The 18,726-nt window shown below is 71.4% G+C and carries 20 protein-coding genes; 13 read left to right on the forward strand and 7 right to left on the reverse strand.

Features of this window, described 5'->3' with window-relative positions; genetic code table 11:
* Positions 1–37: 37 nt before the first annotated feature.
* Positions 38–817 (reverse strand): alpha/beta fold hydrolase, encoded by a 780-nt coding sequence (locus BMY74_RS14730; protein ID WP_177229746.1) that lies wholly within the window; start codon positions 815–817, stop codon positions 38–40.
* Between the two features lie 320 nt (positions 818–1,137).
* Positions 1,138–1,782, reverse strand: coding sequence for a hypothetical protein (locus tag BMY74_RS14735; protein ID WP_177229747.1), 645 nt, complete (start codon positions 1,780–1,782; stop codon positions 1,138–1,140).
* Positions 1,783–1,959: 177 nt separating this feature from the next.
* Here BMY74_RS14735 and BMY74_RS14740 point away from each other — a divergent pair, with 177 nt between their 5' ends.
* The 4 genes from BMY74_RS14740 to BMY74_RS14755 are packed head-to-tail and all read left to right on the forward strand — an operon-like array spanning position 1,960 to position 5,923.
* Positions 1,960–2,661 carry a VIT1/CCC1 transporter family protein gene (locus tag BMY74_RS14740; protein WP_089915924.1) on the forward strand — a complete coding sequence of 234 codons (702 nt, stop codon included), beginning with the start codon at positions 1,960–1,962 and terminating at the stop codon, positions 2,659–2,661.
* A gap of 25 nt (positions 2,662–2,686) precedes the next feature.
* Positions 2,687–2,908, forward strand: coding sequence for a hypothetical protein (locus BMY74_RS14745; protein ID WP_143091572.1), 222 nt, complete (start codon positions 2,687–2,689; stop codon positions 2,906–2,908).
* Between the two features lie 7 nt (positions 2,909–2,915).
* On the forward strand, positions 2,916–3,593 hold the full coding sequence (locus BMY74_RS14750; protein WP_089915930.1) for an HAD family hydrolase: 678 nt from the start codon (positions 2,916–2,918) through the stop codon (positions 3,591–3,593).
* Complete coding sequence (locus BMY74_RS14755) at positions 3,590–5,923, forward strand: glycoside hydrolase family 65 protein (protein ID WP_089915934.1); 2,334 nt, start codon at positions 3,590–3,592, stop codon at positions 5,921–5,923. Before BMY74_RS14750 ends, BMY74_RS14755 begins: the two co-directional genes overlap by 4 nt.
* Here BMY74_RS14755 and BMY74_RS14760 read toward each other — a convergent pair.
* The 3 genes from BMY74_RS14760 to BMY74_RS14770 all read right to left on the reverse strand — a co-directional run bounded on the left by BMY74_RS14760 (position 5,920) and on the right by BMY74_RS14770 (position 7,983).
* Positions 5,920–6,255 carry an SgcJ/EcaC family oxidoreductase gene (locus BMY74_RS14760; RefSeq protein ID WP_089915937.1) on the reverse strand — a complete coding sequence of 112 codons (336 nt, stop codon included), beginning with the start codon at positions 6,253–6,255 and terminating at the stop codon, positions 5,920–5,922. The two genes, BMY74_RS14755 and BMY74_RS14760, sit on opposite strands and share 4 nt — an antisense overlap.
* Before the next feature lies 1 nt (position 6,256).
* Positions 6,257–6,955: an SDR family NAD(P)-dependent oxidoreductase gene (locus BMY74_RS14765; RefSeq protein ID WP_089915941.1), complete on the reverse strand. Its 699-nt coding sequence runs from the start codon at positions 6,953–6,955 to the stop codon at positions 6,257–6,259.
* Positions 6,956–7,062: 107 nt separating this feature from the next.
* On the reverse strand, positions 7,063–7,983 hold the full coding sequence (locus tag BMY74_RS14770; protein WP_089915944.1) for a LysR family transcriptional regulator: 921 nt from the start codon (positions 7,981–7,983) through the stop codon (positions 7,063–7,065).
* Positions 7,984–8,123: 140 nt separating this feature from the next.
* Here BMY74_RS14770 and BMY74_RS14775 point away from each other — a divergent pair, with 140 nt between their 5' ends.
* The gene (locus BMY74_RS14775; RefSeq protein WP_218159625.1) at positions 8,124–9,173 is read left to right on the forward strand and encodes a YbfB/YjiJ family MFS transporter; all 1,050 of its coding nucleotides are present in this window, start codon (positions 8,124–8,126) and stop codon (positions 9,171–9,173) included.
* Here the strand turns inward: BMY74_RS14775 and BMY74_RS14780 are convergent.
* The gene (locus tag BMY74_RS14780; RefSeq protein WP_089916848.1) at positions 9,091–10,062 is read right to left on the reverse strand and encodes an alcohol dehydrogenase catalytic domain-containing protein; all 972 of its coding nucleotides are present in this window, start codon (positions 10,060–10,062) and stop codon (positions 9,091–9,093) included. The genes BMY74_RS14775 and BMY74_RS14780 overlap by 83 nt on opposite strands.
* 83 nt (positions 10,063–10,145) lie before the next feature.
* Between BMY74_RS14780 and BMY74_RS14785 the strand changes: the two genes are divergently transcribed.
* The 4 genes from BMY74_RS14785 (at position 10,146) to BMY74_RS14800 (ending at position 14,441) form a co-directional block, all read left to right on the forward strand.
* A complete protein-coding gene (locus BMY74_RS14785) occupies positions 10,146–11,312 on the forward strand; it encodes a beta-1,3-glucanase family protein (protein WP_089915947.1) in 1,167 nt (388 codons plus the stop codon).
* A gap of 81 nt (positions 11,313–11,393) precedes the next feature.
* The gene (locus tag BMY74_RS14790; RefSeq protein WP_089915951.1) at positions 11,394–12,065 is read left to right on the forward strand and encodes a response regulator transcription factor; all 672 of its coding nucleotides are present in this window, start codon (positions 11,394–11,396) and stop codon (positions 12,063–12,065) included.
* The gene (locus BMY74_RS14795; protein ID WP_089915953.1) at positions 12,062–13,354 is read left to right on the forward strand and encodes a sensor histidine kinase; all 1,293 of its coding nucleotides are present in this window, start codon (positions 12,062–12,064) and stop codon (positions 13,352–13,354) included. Before BMY74_RS14790 ends, BMY74_RS14795 begins: the two co-directional genes overlap by 4 nt.
* Positions 13,355–13,400: 46 nt before the next feature.
* Positions 13,401–14,441: an NAD-dependent epimerase/dehydratase family protein gene (locus BMY74_RS14800; RefSeq protein ID WP_089915956.1), complete on the forward strand. Its 1,041-nt coding sequence runs from the start codon at positions 13,401–13,403 to the stop codon at positions 14,439–14,441.
* Here BMY74_RS14800 and BMY74_RS14805 read toward each other — a convergent pair.
* A complete protein-coding gene (locus BMY74_RS14805) occupies positions 14,428–15,594 on the reverse strand; it encodes a hypothetical protein (RefSeq protein WP_245786126.1) in 1,167 nt (388 codons plus the stop codon). The two genes, BMY74_RS14800 and BMY74_RS14805, sit on opposite strands and share 14 nt — an antisense overlap.
* A gap of 121 nt (positions 15,595–15,715) precedes the next feature.
* Here BMY74_RS14805 and BMY74_RS14810 point away from each other — a divergent pair, with 121 nt between their 5' ends.
* Genes BMY74_RS14810 through BMY74_RS14825 form a run of 4 tightly spaced genes read left to right on the forward strand, consistent with a single transcriptional unit; the run spans position 15,716 to position 18,616 of the window.
* Entirely contained in the window at positions 15,716–16,354 is a 639-nt protein-coding gene (locus tag BMY74_RS14810; protein WP_089915962.1) for a glycosyltransferase family 2 protein, read from the forward strand.
* Positions 16,351–16,986 (forward strand): TIGR04282 family arsenosugar biosynthesis glycosyltransferase, encoded by a 636-nt coding sequence (locus BMY74_RS14815; RefSeq protein WP_177229749.1) that lies wholly within the window; start codon positions 16,351–16,353, stop codon positions 16,984–16,986. Before BMY74_RS14810 ends, BMY74_RS14815 begins: the two co-directional genes overlap by 4 nt.
* Positions 16,983–17,582 carry a methyltransferase domain-containing protein gene (locus BMY74_RS14820; protein ID WP_089915965.1) on the forward strand — a complete coding sequence of 200 codons (600 nt, stop codon included), beginning with the start codon at positions 16,983–16,985 and terminating at the stop codon, positions 17,580–17,582. Before BMY74_RS14815 ends, BMY74_RS14820 begins: the two co-directional genes overlap by 4 nt.
* A complete protein-coding gene (locus BMY74_RS14825) occupies positions 17,579–18,616 on the forward strand; it encodes a molybdopterin-dependent oxidoreductase (protein ID WP_245786127.1) in 1,038 nt (345 codons plus the stop codon). The genes BMY74_RS14820 and BMY74_RS14825 overlap by 4 nt, the downstream gene beginning before the upstream one ends.
* Positions 18,617–18,726: the final 110 nt, after the last annotated feature.

Genomic DNA, 18,726 nt, shown 5'->3' on the forward strand with positions numbered 1-18,726 from the left:
CAAGAAACTCGTTCGGTGTTCCCGACCCGGGCCGCTTTCAACCACCGTTCACCGAAGTCGCAGGTGGAAGGGGGCCTACCAGCAGCTTCACGAACCCGTCGAGGTCGTCGTCCATCATCAGGTGGCCGGCTCCGGGCACCACTCGCACGTCGCAACCGGTCGCGCGCACCGCGTCGAGGTCCTCGCCGCTGCGCCCACCCGCCACGAACCGCTTGGGCATCGTCAGCGCGGTCAGTTGAGCGCGGAAGGTGGCCGGGCGCTCGGCCAGCAGCGACACCGCGGTGCGGTGCAGTCCCCTCGGCGACCAGCGGCTCAACGTCCGCGCGCCCATCGTCTGGCCCTCGGCGTCGAGGAGGTGCCGCATCCCGGTCTTGACGAAGGTGTCCTCGTCGAGGCTCGCGATCTGGGCGGACGTCGTGCCGACGCCGGGGTCGAGGTTGGGTTCGGCCACGACCAGCTCGCCCACCAGGTCGGGGCGCCGGGTCGCCAGGCTGATGGCGATCGAGCCGCCCAGGGAGTGCCCGACGAGCCTGACCGCGCGGAGGTCCAGGGCGTCTGCGACCTTCGCGACGGTCGCCGCGTGGTCTTCGATCGTGTGGGAGAAGGCGTCGTCGTGGTCGCTCCAGCCGCTGCCGACCAGGTCGACCAGGACGTGCCGGCCGGCGTTCGCCAGTGCCGGGTGGCCGATGACCGGGGCGAAGGTGACGGTGCTCGCCAGGCCGAGGCCGCCCAGGTAGACGGTGGTGGGGCTGTTCCTGGGGCCTACGTCTAGGTAGGCGGCGTGGGCGCCGGACGGGGTGACGGGCAGGAGTTTCACGCCCGCGATTATCGGGTTCGGTGGGTGGTGACCGGTGGGTGGTGGCGCCGGTCAGTGTGGTGTGGCCGAGGCCGGTGATGAAGAGGCCCGCTCGGCGGCGAACGGCTCGGCGGCGAGCGGCTTCACCGCGGTCCACACGCCTGAAAGCCGCAGGGCGAGAAACGCCCTGGCCGACCCGCCACGCCGGCGCCCCACGACCAGCGCCGCACACTGCGGCCCGCGACGCTCCTGCCGCCTCACCGCGGCACGCCGCACGAGGCACGAGGCACGAGGCACGAGGCACGTCAGCCTCTCCCGTGCGCCTCGCGCGCCTCGCGCGCCTACGCCACGCGGTGCGCCGGCCGCGCCACCTCGTTGCGCACGTGCCCGCAGGCCGAGCACACCCGCGGCACCGGCACCAGCTCGGCCACCAGCTTCCACGAGTCGGCGAACGACGGGACCTCCTGCCCCGGCACGAGCAGGCCGTCGAGCACCTCCTGGCGGCGGCGGCCCTTCTCGCGGCTGCGCGCCACCGGGTCGCGGCGGTGGGCCAGGGCCCTGGTCTCCGCCCTGGCCTGCCTGCCCTCGGCGGACAGGCCGCCGCCTCGGCGGGGGGCGTGCAGGGCCGCGTTGCGGCGGTTCACGCGGTACCACTCGCCCAGGGGGGTGCCCTTGAGCGGTGGGGTGGCCAGGCCCGCGCCGTCCGCCGTCCAGGTGCGGAGGCGGGCCCGCAGGAACTCGTGGGCCACCTGCGCCCGTGAGCGGGGGCGGCCCTGGCGGGTGCCGTCGGGCTTCGTGTCGATCGCGACGAGCAGGGCGTCGACGCTCCAGCCCGCCGTGAACCACGGTTCGAGCAGCCGCCGGACCCAGCGGCGGTCGGCGTCGGGCCAGGAGGCGCGCACGCACAGGGACTCGACGGCGACGGCGACGTCGGCATCGGTGGACGGCACCACGCGGCCTGGCCAGCGACTGGGTTCGATCTGCATCGGGAACTGACCTCCTCTAGCTCGCACACGAACACCTGTTCGACATGCTGCCACGGGGGTCTGACAAAAAATGAACCTCCGGGGCCTGACCTGGGAAAACTCACCCGTTCAGCAGAGTCCCGGCCCGTCACCCGGACGTCACGCGCACCGCACGGACCTCACCGCTAACCTGCGGAAATGACGCACCACGAGCCTCACGACGAGGTCACCGGCGATCGGATGAACTGGCTTCGCGCGGGGGTCCTCGGAGCCAACGACGGCATCGTGTCGACGGCCAGCCTGGTCGTGGGCGTCGCCGGTGCCACGACGGACCGGGCGCAGATCCTCGTCGCGGGGCTCGCCGGGCTGTTCGCGGGCGCGATGTCGATGGCGAGCGGCGAGTACGTGTCGGTCAGCAGCCAGCGCGACGCCGAACGCGCCCTCCTCGCGCAGGAGCGCCGTGAGCTGCGGGACATGCCCGAGGAGGAGCTCAACGAGCTGAAGGAGATCTACGAGGGCAAGGGCCTCGACGAGGACACCGCCGAAGAGGTCGCCAAGCAGCTCACGAAGCACGACGCGCTCGCCGCCCACGCCGAGGCCGAGCTGCACATCGACCCGGACGAGCTGACGAACCCGTGGGGTGCCGCGATCGCGAGCTTCATCTCGTTCACCATCGGCGCGCTTCTCCCCCTCGCCGCGATCGCCCTCACGCCCGTCGGCCTGCGCGTGCCGGTCACGGTGGCCGCCGCCGTCCTCACGCTCGCCCTCACCGGCTTCGTCAGCGCGCGGCTCAGCGGCGCCGGCAAGCGCCGGGCGGTCGTGCGCAACGTCGCGGGCGGCCTGATCGCCATGGGCGTCACCTACGCGATCGGCTCGCTCGTGGGTCAAAGCATCGGATAGGGCGTAAGTGGGTATTGCCGTGGACATGAGTGAAGAACGCGGCGCCTACGTCCCCGAAGACCTCGACTACGAGGGCCTGGACGAGGACAACCTCCAGAAGGACCCGCTCGAGGAGGGCATGGACCCGCCGGAGGGCTGGTCCGAGGTCACCAAGTACGGCATGACCGAGTACGAGCAGGCACACCCCCGCCCGCTCGACGAACGTCTCGCGGAAGAACGAAGCGACAACAACGAGACGGGTGCATGATCGACGTATGAGCCTCGGCATCCCGGAGAAGATCACGGCGTTGCTGTTCGACCTCGACGGTGTGCTCACGAGCACGGCCGTGCTGCACCGGCAGGCGTGGCGGCAGACGTTCGAAGCCCTCGGCCAGTCGTTCAGCGAACAGGACTACCTCGCGTACGTGGACGGAAAGCCGCGCTACGACGGTGTCCGCAGCTTCCTCACGTCGCGCGGCCTCACGCCGTCGGAGGACGAGGTCCGCCGCATCGGCGATCAGAAGAACGACCTGGTCAACACGATCATCGACGAGCAGGGCATCTCGCCGTACGCCGGTTCGGTGCGCTACCTGCAGGCCGCGCGCGAGGCGGGGCTGCCGATAGGCGTCGTCACGTCGTCGGCCAACGCCATGCGCGTGCTGCGCGCGGGCGACCTGCTGGACTACGTCGACGCGTTGGTGGACGGCAACGTCATCGTCGCGTCGAACCTGCGGGGCAAACCGGCCCCCGACTCGTTCCTCGAGGGCGCGAGAAGACTCAAGACGGCACCGGAGAACGCCGCTGTGTACGAGGACGCGCTCGCGGGCGTGAAGGCGGGCCACGACGGCGGGTTCGGGTTCGTCGTCGGTGTCGACCGCGGCCAGCAGAGGGACGCGTTGAAGGCCAACGGCGCCGATGTGGTCGTCGACGAGCTCGACGAGCTCCTGTCATGAGCTACGCCGTCGAACCCTGGCAGCTGCGCTGGCAGGGCCTCTCCGTGGGCAACCTGCACCAGACCGAGTCGACGTTCGCGCTGTCCAACGGCCACATCGGCATGCGCGGCACGCTGGACGAGGGCGAGCCGCGCGGCCTGCCGGGCACGTACCTCAACGGCTTCTACGAGGAGCACCAGCTGCCGTACGGCGAGGGCGGCTACGGCTACCCCGAGGCCGGGCAGACGGTCGTCAACGTCACCGACGGCAAGATCATCCGGTTGCTGGTCGAGGACGAGCCGCTGGACATGCGCTACGGCGACGCGATCGAGCACGAGCGCACGCTCGACTTCCGCACGGGCACGTTACGCCGCCGCACGGTCTGGGAGTCGCCGACGGGTCGCCGTGTGACCGTGCGCAGCGAACGGCTCGTGTCGTTCTCCCAGCGCGCGGTCGCGGCGATCCGGTACGAGGTGCAGCCGGAGGACGACCTGCAGCTCGTGGTGCAGTCGGACCTGCTGGCGAACGAGCCGATCAAGAGCCGCAGCGACGACCCGCGCGTGGCCGCGGCCCTGGACGCGCCGCTGGTCAGCGACTTCACCATGGCGGAGAAGTCGCGGGCCGTGCTGTGCCACCACACCAAGGTGTCCGGGCTGCGGATGGCCGCCGCGATGGACCACGAGGTCGCCGTCACACCGTCGTCGAACGAACTGCACGACGAGCCGCGCACGGAGATCCGCGCGGAGGACGACCTGGCCCGGTTCACCGCGGCCGTGGACGTGCCCGCGGGCGGCAGCCTGGTGCTCACCAAGTACATCGCCTACGGCTGGTCCGGCCAGCGGTCGACGCCGGCGCTGCGCGCCCAGGTGGAGGCGGCGCTCGCGGGCGCCTGCCAGACCGGCTGGGACGGGCTGCTGAAGGAGCAGAAGGCGTTCCTGGACGACTTCTGGGAGGTCGCCGACATCGAGGTCGAGGGCGACGACCAGCTGCAACAGGCGATCAGGTTCGCGCTCTTCCACATCCTGCAGGCCGGTGCCCGCGGGGAGACGCGGGCGATCCCGGGCAAGGGGCTCACCGGGCCGGGTTACGACGGGCACGCGTTCTGGGACACCGAGATGTTCGTGCTCCCGGTGCTCACCTACACGGTGCCCGACGCCGCCCGCGACGCGCTGCGGTGGCGTCACTCCACTTTGGACAAGGCGCGGGAACGCGCCGAGGTGCTGGGGCTCAAGGGAGCCGCTTTCCCGTGGCGTTCGATCAACGGCGCCGAGTGCAGCGCGTACTGGCCGGCGGGCACGGCCGCGTTCCACGTCTCCGGTGACGTCGCGTACGCCGTGCAGCAGTACCTCAACGCCACGAACGACGAGGACTTCGACCGCGACGAGGCCACCGAGATCCTCGTGGAGACCGCACGGCTGTGGGCCTCGCTCGGCCACCACGACCCGCACGACGGCTTCCGCATCGACGGCGTGACGGGCCCGGACGAGTACTCGGCGATCGTCGACAACAACGTCTACACCAACCTGATCGCCCAGCAGAACCTGTGGGCCGCCGCGGACGCCGCGGAGCGGAACCCCGGTGACGTCACGGAGGAGGAGATCGCGACCTGGCGCAGGGCGGCGGACGCGATGTCGATCCCCTACGACGAGATGCTGCAGGTGCACCCGCAGGCGGACAACTTCACCAAGCACGCGGAGTGGGACTTCGAGAACACGCCGCCGGAGAAGTACCCGCTGCTGCTGAACTACCCGTACTTCGACCTCTACCGCAAGCAGGTCATCAAGCAGGCCGACCTGGTGCTCGCGATGCACGTGCGCGGTGACGCGTTCACCGACGAGGAGAAGGCACGCAACTTCGCCTACTACGAGGCCCGCACCGTGCGCGACTCCTCGTTGTCGGCGGGCACGCAGGCGGTGCTGGCGGCCGAGGTCGGGCACCTCGGGCTGGCGTTCGACTACCTCGTCGAGGCGGCCTTCACCGATCTGCACGACCTGCACGAGAACGTCACCAACGGCCTGCACATGGCGTCGCTCGCGGGGGCGTGGACGGCGCTGGTGGCCGGGTTCGGCGGCATGCGCGACCACGGCGGCGAGCTGACGTTCGCACCGCGGCTGCCGGACCAGCTGACCCGGTTCTCGTTCCGGATGTCGTTCCAGGGCACGAGGATCGCCGTGGAGGTGCGGGCGGACGAGGCCACCTACCGGATCGTGGACGGGACCGAGCTCACCACCCGCCACCACGGCGAGCCGATCACGATCACCTCGGAGAACCCGGTCACCGTGCCGATCCCGAAGGCTCCCGACCTCGAGCGACCGAAGTCGCCGTTCGGCCGGGAGCCCCGCAGGCACTAGCCGAGTGCGGAGACCTGGTAGTGCGCGATCAGGTCTCCCCTCAGCACCACACTCAGATAGACGTTGCGCGTCGGCCGGTCGGTGAACGAGAAATCGACGTTCAGATAACCGAGGACCAGGTCATCGGCCAGCCGTCGCGTTTCCAGCACCTCGTACTCGGCTTTCAGACCGACGGGCTGGGAATCGTAATAAGCGGCCACGGCGGCCTTTCCGACCCCGTACTGCTTCAGCCCCTGGAAAATGGCGTCGTCGGTGAAGTTCGCGGCCACACCCTCGGGGTCGTGCGCGTCCACGGCGGCCTTCCACCGGTCCATGACGTCCTCGAGCACCATGTCAGTGCCCCGCGCTCTGGCCGCCGTCGACGTGCAGGACCTCGCCCGTCACGAAGCCGGCCTGCTCGAGGAACGTGATCGCGTCGACCACCTCGGAGATCTCGCCGATGCGGCCGGCGGGGTGCAGCCCGGCGAGCGCCTCGTGGGTCTCCGGGGCGTGCATGGGCGTCTTGATGATGCCGAGCGCGACGGTGTTGAAGCGGATGTTCCTGGCCGCGTACTCGACCGCGAGCGACCTGGTGACGGCGTTCAGGCCGCCCTTGGTCAGCGACGCGAGGGCCGACGGCACCGCCGACAGCGCGTGGTCGACCAGGCTTGTGGACACGTTGACGACGTGACCGGCCTCGCCCATGGCGGCGACGGCGCTGCGGGTGATGTCGAAGAACCCGGCGAGGTTGGTGCCGACGACGTTCGCGAAGTCCTCGTCGGTGTACTCGGTGAACGGCTTGGCGACGAAGACGCCGGCGTTGTTCACGAGCGAGTCGACCCGGCCGAACCGCGCGAGCGCCTCCCGCACGACCCGCGCGCCCTCCCCCGGCCTGCTGAGGTCGGCGCGGATCGCGAGGACCTCCGGGTCGCCGGAGGGCTCGACGGAACGCGAGACCGCGACAACCGAATAGCCGAGCTTGCGATAGGCGGGAACGAGTTCCGCACCGATTCCCTGCGACGCTCCCGTGACGATTGCCACCTTGCTGGTCATTGTCCTGCTCGCTTTCGAAGTGGGGAAGTGGAACTGACCCTCACAACGGCGAGCGCCCGCGAGTTCATTTCGCGGAATTGCGACCCGTTTCCTCCCTGGTGGGAGGCTCAGCCTCGCAGGCGGCGGTGGGGGTCGTCGGCCGGGAGCCAACCAGGGGCGAGTCCGCCGACGTCGCGCACGATGGCCTCGGCGGCGGCGAGGACGTCCGCGCGTTCCTCGTCCTCGCGGCGCACCAGCGACCAGGTCCACAGCACCTCGGGGTCGACCACCGGCCGCGCCACCAGGTCCGGCGGCAACGGCGTGGTCTGCCCCTTGGGCGAGTTGAGGACCGGCGTCGTGCACACCCGCACGTGGTCGAAGAACGCCGGACCGGTGATGGCCCCGTTGTGGATGCGCCGGACCGTCGCGCCGGTGTCCCGCGCGAACTCCTCGGCGTAGTCGTTCCAGGACTGCCACGACGTGACGTCGTCGTCGACCAGCACGGCGATGTCCTTCGCCCGGACGGGGCTCGTGTCGGTGCCGACGGCCACCGCGTAGAGCCGGTCGGCGCCGAGGAGGTCCGCCTTGAGCCCGAGTTGTGCCGCGTCGGTCCTGCGGATCCAGCACACCGCGAGGTCGAGGCTGCCGTCCGCCACCCGCGCCGCCTGCTGGTGCGACGGCACGACCCACGCGTCCACGTACAGCTGCGCGACCCCGGCCGTGCGCTGGGTGAGGTCCGGCGGCAGCCAGTTCACGTACCCGATCCGCACCGGCCGCGACCCGGACAGCTGCCGCGCGTGCCGTTGCAGCTCATCGGCGCGTTCGAGCAACGCCCGCACTTCGGGGACGAGCGCGGCGCCGGCGGAGGTGAGCGCGACCGTGCGGCGGTCGCGGGCGAACAGCGGCACGCCGAGATCGCGTTCGAGCGCCTTGATCTGCTGCGACAACGACGGCCCCGCGATGAGCAGGCGTGCCGCCGCCCGCCCGAAGTGCAGCTCCTCGGCGACGGCGAGGAAGTACCGGAGTTGACGCAGTTCCACGCCTCGCATCCTAGGAGGCCGAGGCTCCCACGCAGGAGAAAGCCGGTCGTGGCCATCGCCGGAACGTGGTCGGACGATGACGTCATGGACGAGTTCACCAACCACGCCAAGCAGTCCGAAGTGGACGCGACACGACCGTCGAGCACATCATGAGCGTCCGGGCGGCGGCGGCACTCGCGGCGGCCATGGGCATCGGCCGGTTCGTGTACACGCCGATCCTGCCGCTGATGACCGCCCAGGCGGGTCTCTCGCCCACGTCCGCCGCGTCGCTGGCCACTGCCAACTACCTCGGCTACTTCGTCGGCGCGCTGGTCACGGTCGTGCGTGCGCCGTCGCGGGTGGTGAACCGTGTGGCGCTCGTGCTGCTCGTGGCGACGCTTGCCGGGATGCCGCTGGTGCACGGGATGGGTGCGTGGTTCGCGCTGCGGCTGGTGGCCGGCGTGGCGAGCGCGGTGGTGTTCGTGGCCGCGGTGAACGCGCGGCCGGGGTGGGGCATGAGCGGGGTCGGGGTGGGGATTGCGCTGTCCGGGCTGGTGGTGCTCGGGTTCGGGCGGTGGCAGGCGGCTTGGTGGGCGTCGGCGGCTCTGGCGGCGGTGCTGGCGATCGCGGCCTGGAACCTCCGGCCGGAAGAGCCGCAGCGGCGGCCCGGCACCACGAGACGACGCGGGTTCGCCGCCCTCTTCACCTCCTACACCCTCGAAGGCGTCGGCTACGTCATCGCCGCCACCTTCCTCGTCGCCGCCATCAGCGGCCCGCTCGGCAGCGCCGCCTGGGTCCTCGTCGGCCTCTCCGCCGCCCTCTCCCCCGCGCTGGTCAGGCCGCGCCGCCACGCCCTCCGCGTCGCGCTGGCCGTCCAGGCGATCGGGATAGCACTGCCCGCGCTGGTCGACGGCTCGGCGCTGGTCGCCACGGTCCTGTTCGGCGGCACGTTCATCGGCATCGCGGCGACCGCGCTCAGGCAGGGCGCCGACCTCGGCGTCCCCACCGCGGCCGCCACCCTCACCGCCGGCTACTCGGCGGGCCAGGTCCTCGGCCCGCTCGTCGCCACCCCGTTGCTGCACAACGGGTACGACCACGCCCTGCTGCTCGCCGCGGGGATCGTCGCACTGGCCGCCATCACAGCTCCAGCACCACCTTCACGTCGTCCGGCCGGTGCTCGAACGCCTCCGCGTACGACTCCAGCGGCACCCGCCGGGTGATCAGGGCGGACAGCCACACGTCGTCGGCGCGGTCGAGCACCGCCGAGGCCTCCCGGTAGTGCCGCACGTTCGAGTTGACCGTGCCGAACACGATGCCGTTGCGCAGCACCAGGTCCCGGTTGATCTGGCCGACGTTGGCGGGGACCACCTCGGTGGACGGCACGCCCGTCAGGCACACCAGGTCCCGCCCGAGCAGCCGCGCGACCAGCGACGGCGCGCCGGTCGCCTCGATCACGACCGGGCAGTCCGGGAGCGTGCGGTGGTAGGTGGCGCCCAGGGACTCGACCAGGCCGGGCTTCGGGCCGGAGGAGGCCAGGTCGAACACGTGCACGTCCAGGCCGCGCTGCACCCCGACCAGCGCCGCCAGCAGGCCGATCGGGCCCGCGCCCGTCACCAGCACGCTGTCTAACGGGTACAGCGCCAGCGCGTCGAGCCGCTCCCACGCCTTCACGACCACCGACGCGGGCTCCACCAGGACGCCCGTCGCCGTGCTGACACCGACGGCGTAGGCGGAAGGCACCGTCCACAGCGTCGAGCCGTAGCCGTCGAGGCCGGTGATCCCCCGCTCGGTGTACCGGCCGTTGCGGCACATGTCGAACTCACCGCGCGCGCACGCCACGCACGGCACCGGGTCCGGCCTGCGGACGACCCCCGCCACCAGCGAGCCGGGTGCGAAGCCAGGTCCACTGATCACCCGTCCGAGCGACTCGTGACCGATCACGAGCGTGCCGCCGACGCCGAACTCCCCGCGCACGATCTCGCGGTCCGTCCCGCAGATGCCGATCGCCACTCCCTCGACCAGCAGCTCGTCCGGTCCCGGCACCGGGTCGGGCAGATCGGCCAGCGACAGGGACCCGGCTCGGGCGAGATCAACGGTCAGTGCGCGCATGAAGACCATTCTTGACACATCAACACGTTCGCGCTGACTATGAGAGCGCTCTCACGACCCTGTCTCAGTGAGGAGATAAGTCGATGCGCAAGCTCCTGCTGCTCGCGACATCGGCCCTGCTAGGGCTGACAACGATGTCCGCACCGGTGCACGCGGCTCCCCCGAGCCAGCTCCCGCTCACCGTCACGAACAACTCGGGGCGCGGCGACGCGGTCCACCTCTACATCACCGGGATCTACAACGGCCGGCTCGGCTACGTCAACGGCAACGGCCAGTTCACGGCGTGGTCCGGCGGGGCGATCCCGCCCGTCCCCGCGCCGGACTTCTCGATCCCCGGCCCGGCCAACGGCGCCAGCAAGACCGTGCAGATCCCGCTCAACCTGGCCGGCGGCCGGATCTACATGTCGTTCCGGGACAAGCTGAAGTTCAGCCTCGTGCCCGGCGGCCTCGTGCAGCCCGCGCCGTGGGCGGGCGGCGATCCGAACCGCGACATCCTGTTCGACTGGAGCGAGTTCAGCTACGACGGCGGCGGTCTGTGGCTCAACAGCTCCCAGGTCGACATGTTCGCGGTCCCGCACGCGGTCGAGGCGACGTCGCAGGGCGGTACCACGAAGAAGGCGGGCCAGCTCGTCGCGAACGGGCGCAACCGGATCTTCGACCAGCACCAGCAGCAAGGCGGTGACTGGGCGAAGCTCGCCCACAGCCGTTCCGACGGCACCCGGCTGCGCGTGCTGAACCCGAGCAAGGGCCTCGACGCGGGCCTGTTCTCCAGCTCGTACTTCCAGAGCTACGTCAACAGCGTCTGGTCGACCTACCAGAACACGCCGCTGACCGTCGTGCCGTACCAGGCGGAGCCGAACCGCAGGTTCACCGGCCGCGTCAGCGGCGGGGTCATGCGGTTCACGAACACCTCCGGCCAGCAGGTGGCGGAGTTCCAGCAGCCGTCCACCCGCGACGTGCTGAACTGCGACGGGCGGCTCGCGGCGCCGAACAACGAGCTCGGCGCGATCTCGCGGTCGCTGTGCGCGGCGCTCAACCGGTCGACGCTCGGCTACCTCCACACCCAGCCGACGTACGACGCGAGCCAGTTCTACACCCGCGCGACCACGAACCACTTCTCCAGGATCGTGCACGCCAACATGACCGACGGCCGTGCCTACGGGTTCGCCTTCGACGACGTCGGCGGCTTCGAGTCACTTGTCCACGAACCGAACCCGCGTTCGGCAAAGATCACGCTGACCGCTTTTTAAACCGAAGCAATCTTGCTTTTGATCGACTTTCACTCCACTGTGTGAGAGCCGTCGCCGCGGCTCTCACACAGTGGAGTCTTTGTGTGCGTACGGGTCCTGCTGGTCGAGGACGACGAGCGAATCCGGCAGGCGTTGTGCCTCGCCTTGTCCGACGAGGGATTCAACGTGGGCGAGGCGGGTTCGGGAGAAGAGGCGTTGCCGCGCCTGGAGGCGGAACCGTTCGACGTGGTGCTGGTCGACCTGACGCTGCCCGGAATGGACGGCCTGGAGGTCGTGCGGACGCTGCGGGAACGCGGTGACCTGCCGATCATCGTGGTGACGGCGCGCACCGACGCCCGCGACGTGATCGCCGGACTGGAGGCGGGAGCGGACGACTACGTCACGAAACCCTTTCTGGCGGGCGTTCTCGCGGCACGCGTCCGCGCGTTGGTGCGCAGGCGCGGACCGGGCAGGGAAGCCGTTCGCGTGGGAGCGCTGGAAATCCGTCCGCAGGAAGGTGTCGTGCACCGTGCGGGCGAACGGGTTCATCTCACCAGAACGGAATTCCGGCTGTTGCTGGAACTCGCTGGTGCGGCCGGGCGAATCGTCACCAGGGAGCAGTTGCTGCACAAGGTTTGGGGATATGACTACTTCGGTGACACGCGCCTGCTGGACGTGCACATAAGAAGGCTCCGCCGCAAGATAGAGGTGAACCCGGACGACCCGGAGCTCCTGCTCACCGTGCGCGGCAGCGGTTATCGGATCCGCTCGTGAGACTCACGCTGCGCCGCCGGGTCACCCTGTCCTTCGGCTTCGGCCTGCTGGTCGTGACGAGCGTGCTCGCGTTCGCGACCTGGAACCTCGCCACCGGCTCGATGCTGCGGCAACGGGAGGCGAGCGCCACGCGGCAGGCCGAGGTCAACGCGCGGCTGGTCGAGAGGTCACCGGACCTCGGCACCCTCCTCACCGGACCGGACTCGGCGATCCTCGTGCTGGGACCGGCGGGCACGCGGACGGCGGGCAGGCCGGTCGACCCGGCGCGGTTGCCCGCCGGGGTGGTCGAGCACCCGCCCGCGACCGCGCGGACCACCGTGGACGGGCTGCCGGCGCTCGTCGTCACCCGGCCGCTCGCGGACGGGGCCGTCTACGTCGAGCTGTTCGGCCTGCAGCAGCTCGACCGGACGTCCACGTCGCTGAGCGCGGTGCTGATCGCCGGCACGGCCGGCTCGGCGCTGCTCGGCGCGGCGCTGGGGTCGTGGGTCTCGAACCGGGCGTTGAGACCGCTGGCGGAGCTGAGCTCCGCGGCGGGCCGGATCGCCGGTGGTGACCTCCACGCCCGGCTGCCCGACCAGGACGACCCGGAGCTCGCGGCCCTGGCGGCGGAGTTCAACTCCACGGCCCAGGCGCTGGAGCGCAGAGCGCTGCGGGACGCCCGGTTCGCGTCGGACGTGTCGCACGAGTTGAGGTCCCCGCTGACGACGATGGTGAACGCGGGCGAGGTGCTGCGCCGGCGGGGTGACCACCTGCCCGGCACCGCGGGAACGGCGCTGGAGCTGCTCACCTCGGAGGTCGACCGGTTCGCGCGGCTCGTCGCCGACCTGCTGGAGATCTCCCGGGCCGACCAGACCGACGACCCGGCGCCGGAGGAGATCGCGCTGGACGTGCTGGTGCGCACCGTGGTCGCGACCCGTGCCCCGGTGCCGCTCGACCTGGAGCACGCCGTCGTGCCGGGCGACCGGAGACGGCTGGAACGCGTGGTGACGAATCTGCTCGACAACGCCGAGCGGCACGCGGGCGGTGCGGTCCTGGTGTCCGTGCGGGTCCTCGGCTCCCGCGTGCGGCTCGAGGTGGAGGACGCCGGACCGGGAGTGCCGGAACCGTTGCGGGAGGAGGTCTTCGAACGGTTCGCGCGCGGTGCCGCGGCGGGACCGGGCAGCGGACTGGGGCTGGCGCTGGTCCGCGAGCACGTGCACCGGCTGGGCGGCCGGGTGTGGGTCGAGGACCGGTCGCCCCGTGGTGCCCGGTTCGTGGTGGAGCTGGTCTTACGGAGTTCTGACGGCTAGTGGTCCGGCGGAGCCCACCACCGCGTGCGGCCCTACGGTCGGGTCCATGCGAGTACTGATCACTGGCGGAGCCGGGTTCATCGGGTCGCACGTCGCGGACGAGCTGACCTCTCAGGGCCACGAATGCGTGGTGCTCGACGCACTGCTGCCGGAGGTGCACGGTGCCGTTCCCCAGCTGGACCACGAGCTCGTGGTCGGTGACGTGACGGACCCCGGGGTGCTGCGACCACTGCTGTCCACTGTGGACGCGGTGTGCCACCAGGCCGCGATGGTCGGGCACGGCGTGGACCCGTTCGACGCGCCCTCCTACGCGCGGCACAACGACCTCGGCACGGCGGTGCTGCTGGCCGAGATGCACCGGGCCGGGGTGTCGCGGCTGGTGCTGGCGTCGTCCATGGTCGTCTACGGCGAAGGCCGGTACCGCTGCCTCTCGCACGGGATCGTGCGGGCCGAGCGGGCCTCCGTCGACGTCGAGTGCGGCCTGTACGAACCGCGCTGCTCCTGCGGTGACTTCGTGGTGTCCGAACTGGTGCCCGAGGACGCACCGCTGGAGCCGCGCAGCACCTATGCGGCGACGAAGCTGGCGCAGGAACACCTCGCGTCGGCCTGGGCGCGGCAGACCGGTGGAAGCGTGTGGGCGTTGCGCTACCACAACGTCTACGGCCCGCGGATGCCCCGCGACACGCCGTACGCCGGTGTGGCGTCGATCTTCCGGTCGGCGCTGCAGAACGGCGTCGCGCCACGGGTGATGGAGGACGGCCGGCAGCGGCGCGACTTCGTGCACGTCACGGACGTGGCGCGGGCGAACGTGCTGGCGCTCGCCTCCCCGCGCCCCGGGTTCGAAGCGGTGAACGTCTGTTCCGGCACCCCGCACACCATCGGCGACCTGGCGTTCGCGCTCGCCGACGCCTGTGACGGGCCCACGCCGGAGATCGTCGGCGGGGCGCGGCCGGGCGACGTCCGGCACGTCGTCGCGTCACCCGCGAAGGCGTTGGAGGTGCTGGGCTTCGAGGCCCGCGTCGGGTTCGAGGACGGTGTGCGGGAGTTCGCCTCGGCCGCGCAGCGGGAGCCCGTCACCAGTTCGTGAGCACGAGGTGGTTCACCGCCAGGGCCGTGATCGCCTGGGCGGTGAGCCACCTCCTGGGGTGGTCGAGCTTCGCGGCGCCGACGAGGAGCCAGACCGCGAACGGCAGCCAGATCCGCTCGGTCTCGGCCTTGCTCAGGCCGGACAGGTCGGCGGCGAGGATCGCGACGCCCGCCGCGAGCACCCACCTGTCCCCGCGCAGTCCCTTGATCCCCGCGGGGCCGATCACCAGCGCGAGCGCGGCCAGGTTCGCCCACACCCAGTACCAGTACGGCCTGCTGTCGCCGATGCCCTGGTAGTAGCGGAGTTTCACGAGCTCGTAGCCGTCGAGCCACCAGAACCCGCTAAGGGCGAACGCCACCACGACCGCGAGCGCGCCCGCGACGGCCCAGCCGATCCTCCTGCCCACGGCGACGAGCGCGAGCGGGGCCAGCAGGACCAGGCCGTAGGACAGGAACAGGCACCAGCCCAGCACGATCCCGCCGAGCAGCGGCTTCCTGGTGAGCAGGTAGATTCCGACGGCCGCGACGCCCATGAACATGCCGTCCGCCGACGCCCCGACCCACACCGCTCCGGGGAACAGCACCAGGAACGGCAGCAACGCGGTGTTGCCGACGGTCTTGGGAATCGCGACGACGGCGAGCGAACCGACGAGGACGCAGAAGATGGACGCCGCCGCTCCCCCGCCGAGACCGACGCGGTCGAGCGCCACGAACGTGAGCAGCGCGCCCGGCGGATGGCCCGAGACGTGCGTGGTCCACGAGTCGGGCTGGAAGTCGGGGATGCGCGCGGCGAACCCCCGGATCATCGCGGGGACGTCGGTGACGCCGGGAACCTCGTGCAGGTACTCGTCGTCGGTGGTGAGCCGGGTGACGAACCTGCCCCAGCCGTCGACCATCGCCAGCGAGAAGGTGAACGCCACCGACGCCGCGTAGGCGATCGGGAAGGCGAACCGGTGCCGCGCGAGCTCCGGTCCCTTGGCCACGACGAGGAACGCGATCAGGACCGCGGCCGGGGTGCCCGGCCCCAGATGTGGTTGCCAGTCACCGAAGAGCGGCGCCGCCGCGGCGACCAGGACGCCGGGGTCGCGGAGGTTGACGACGATCCCGGTGACGACGGCGGCGACGACGAGCAGGCCCGCGATGACTAGACGCACCGCGCCCAACCTAGGGGGTCCGCCGGGTGCCCGCCGACCGCGCAAGACAATCGTAAGAACTCTTTCGTGTGTCACAATTTCGTAAGCACCACAACGCTTTCCGGTGGTCCAGGGTGGACCGATGGATGTCGTGTTGCCCTGCCTCGACGAGGCCGCCGCGCTGCCCGCGGTGCTCGCCTCCCTGCCTCCCGGACACCGCGCGATCGTCGTGGACAACGGGTCCTCCGACGGTTCGCCCGAGGTCGCCGCCGCGTGCGGTGCCCTGGTGGTGCACGAGTCCCGGCGCGGTTACGGCGCCGCCGTACACGCCGGTCTGCTCGCGGCCACGTCCGACCTCGTGGCGTTCGCCGACGCGGACGGCTCGCTGGACCTGGCCGAACTTCCCGCGATGGCCGAACTGCTCGCCGACGCCGATCTGGTCGTGGGCCGGCGACGGCCCGTCAGCGCCGCCGCCTGGCCGTGGCACGCGCGGGCGGGCAACGCCGTGATCGCGTCGTTGTTGCGGCGCAGGGGTTTGGAGGTACACGACATCGCTCCGCTGCGCGTGTGCCGGCGGGAAGCGTTGCTGGCGCTGGACGTGCGGGACCGGGCGTTCGGCTATCCGCTGGAACTGCTGGTGCGCGCGGCTTCGGCCGGATGGCGGGTGCGGGAGGTCGACGTGGCCTATCGGCCGCGTGCGGCGGGGACGAAGTCGAAGGTGTCGGGTTCGGTGCGTGGCACGCTGCGTGCGGCGCGGGACATGGCGGGGGTGCTGCGGTGAGGTTCTGCTTGCTGGTCATGGCCAAGTCACCGGTGCCGGGTCAGGTGAAGACGCGCCTGTGCCCGCCGTTGAGCCCGGAGCAGGCCGCGGACGTCGCGGCGGCGGCGTTGCTCGACACCCTGGGGGCCGCCCTGGAGACGCCCGGCGCGGTGCCCGTGGTGGCGCTGGCCGGGGTGGTGCGGCGGGAGGACGTGCGGACCGCGCTGGCGCAGTGCGTGGTGATCCCGCAGCGCGGCGAGGCGTTCGGCGACCGCCTGGCGAACGCGCACGCCGACATCGCCCGGTTCCGGATGCCCGTGCTGCAGATCGGGATGGACACGCCGCAGGTGACGCCGTCGCTGCTCCAGGCGTGCGCGGAGTTCGACGAGGCGGCGCTCGGGATGGCGGCCGACGGCGGGTGGTGGGCACTCGGCTTGCGGGACCCGCTGCGGGCCGACGCGCTGCGGGACGTGCCGATGTCACGCTCGGACACGGGCGCGTTGACGCTGGAGGCTTTGCGCTTGCGGGACGTGCGCATGCTGCCGGTCCTGTCCGATGTGGACACGATCGCCGACGCCGGCGCCGTGGCGGCCCACGTCCCGGACAGCCGGTTCGCGGCCGCTCTGGCCTCCGCCGCGGTGGTGGCGCGATGATGTTCGACCAGGCCCTGAAGGGGCGTCCGAGCTGGCTCGACCTCGTCGGCACCACCCCGCGCGAACTGTCCGTCGCCCGCTGGCACGCCGACGCCGCCGGCGGCGACTCCGTGCTCCTCGACGCCTGCACCGGCCCCACGCTGGACGTCGGCTGCGGCCCCGGCCGCCTCGTGGCCGCCCTCCTGTCGCGCCACGTCGAGGCGCTCGGCGTGGACGTGTCCCCGGAGGCGGTCCGGCGCACGACCGAACGCGGCGGCATCGCGATCCGCCGCGACGTGTTCGACCTGCTGCCCGGCGAGGGGCTGTGGCAGCACGTCCTGCTCGCCGACGGCAACATCGGCATCGGTGGCGACCCGGCCGCGCTGATGCGGCGCGTGCGGCAACTCCTCCGGCCGAGCGGCACCGTCGTCGTCGAGGTCGAGCCGCCGGGCTCCGGCCTGACGGTCGGCCAGGCGCGCGTGCGGGCCGAGGGCTTCGAGGGCCAGTGGTTCCCGTGGGCCTGGAGCGACGCCGAGTCGCTCCCCGCCGAGGGGTTCTTCCTGGTGTGGCAGCGCGAACGCGCCGGCCGCTGGTTCGCGTGTTGGGAGAGGCTGTGAAGTTCAGGGCACCCGCGCACCACGTCGGTGTGACGAGCCGGATCGGCACGTGGCTCGGCATCGCGTTCGGCCTGTGCTTCGTCACCGGCCTGCTCAGCCACGGCGTGCAGCACGACTGGCCGTGGCCGACCCGCCCGGTCGACCTCTACCGCGTCACGCAGGGCGTGCACGTGATCTCCGGCGTGGCGTCGATCCCGTTGCTGCTGGCCAAGTTGTGGAGCGTCTACCCGAAGCTCTTCGAGCGCCCGCTGGTGAAGTCCGTGCCGCACGCCCTGGAGCGCGGCTCGATCTTCGTGCTGATCGCGGCGTCGTTCTTCGAGCTCGTCACAGGCCTGTTCAACGCGGCGCAGAACTACCCGTGGTCGTTCTACTTCCCGACCGCCCACTACGCGGTGGCGTGGATCGTGGTGGGCGCGCTGCTCGTGCACATCGCGGTGAAGATCCCGCTGATCCGCCGGTCCCTCGAACCCGCGTCGACCGAGAAGACCGTGTTGTCCCGCAGGGCTTTCCTGCGCACGACGGCTCTCACGACCGGCGTCGCGGTGGTGGCGACGGCAGGCGTGACCGTGCCGTGGCTGCGGAAGGTCTCGGTGCTGGCGTGGCGGTCGTCCCAGGGGCTGCCGGTCAACCGGACCGCGCGGGCCGCGCAGGTCGTGGTGCCCCCGGACTGGCGCCTGCGGGTGGGCTCTGCGAGCTACTCGCTGGCCGAGCTCCAGGCCATGCCGCAGACCACCGTCGAGCTGCCGATCGCGTGCGTGGAGGGGTGGAGCCAGAACGCGACCTGGACCGGCGTGCGCGTGTCGGAGTTGGTGGGGCGCGGGGACGTGCGGGTGGAGTCGCTGGAGAAGGACGGGCTGTACCGGGCGTCGACGCTGCCGGAGGCGTTCGCGCAGGACCCGCTGACGTTGCTGGCGCTGCGGCTGGACGGGGAGGAGCTGACGCCGGACCACGGGTACCCGTGCCGGCTGATCGCGCCGAACAGGCCCGGGGTGTTGCAGACGAAGTGGGTCACGTCGCTGGAGGTGCGGGGATGAGGAGCCTTGGTGGGGATGACCGGGACGGAGGTCGGGTCGCGGGAGGCGGTGGGGCGAGCGTCGGTGGGGACCAGGGTCGAGACGTCGGGGGCGGCGCCGGTGCGGGCGGT

This window comes from Lentzea albida, assembly GCF_900111005.1.
In the GTDB taxonomy this organism is placed as follows: Bacteria; Actinomycetota; Actinomycetes; order Mycobacteriales; family Pseudonocardiaceae; genus Lentzea; species Lentzea albida.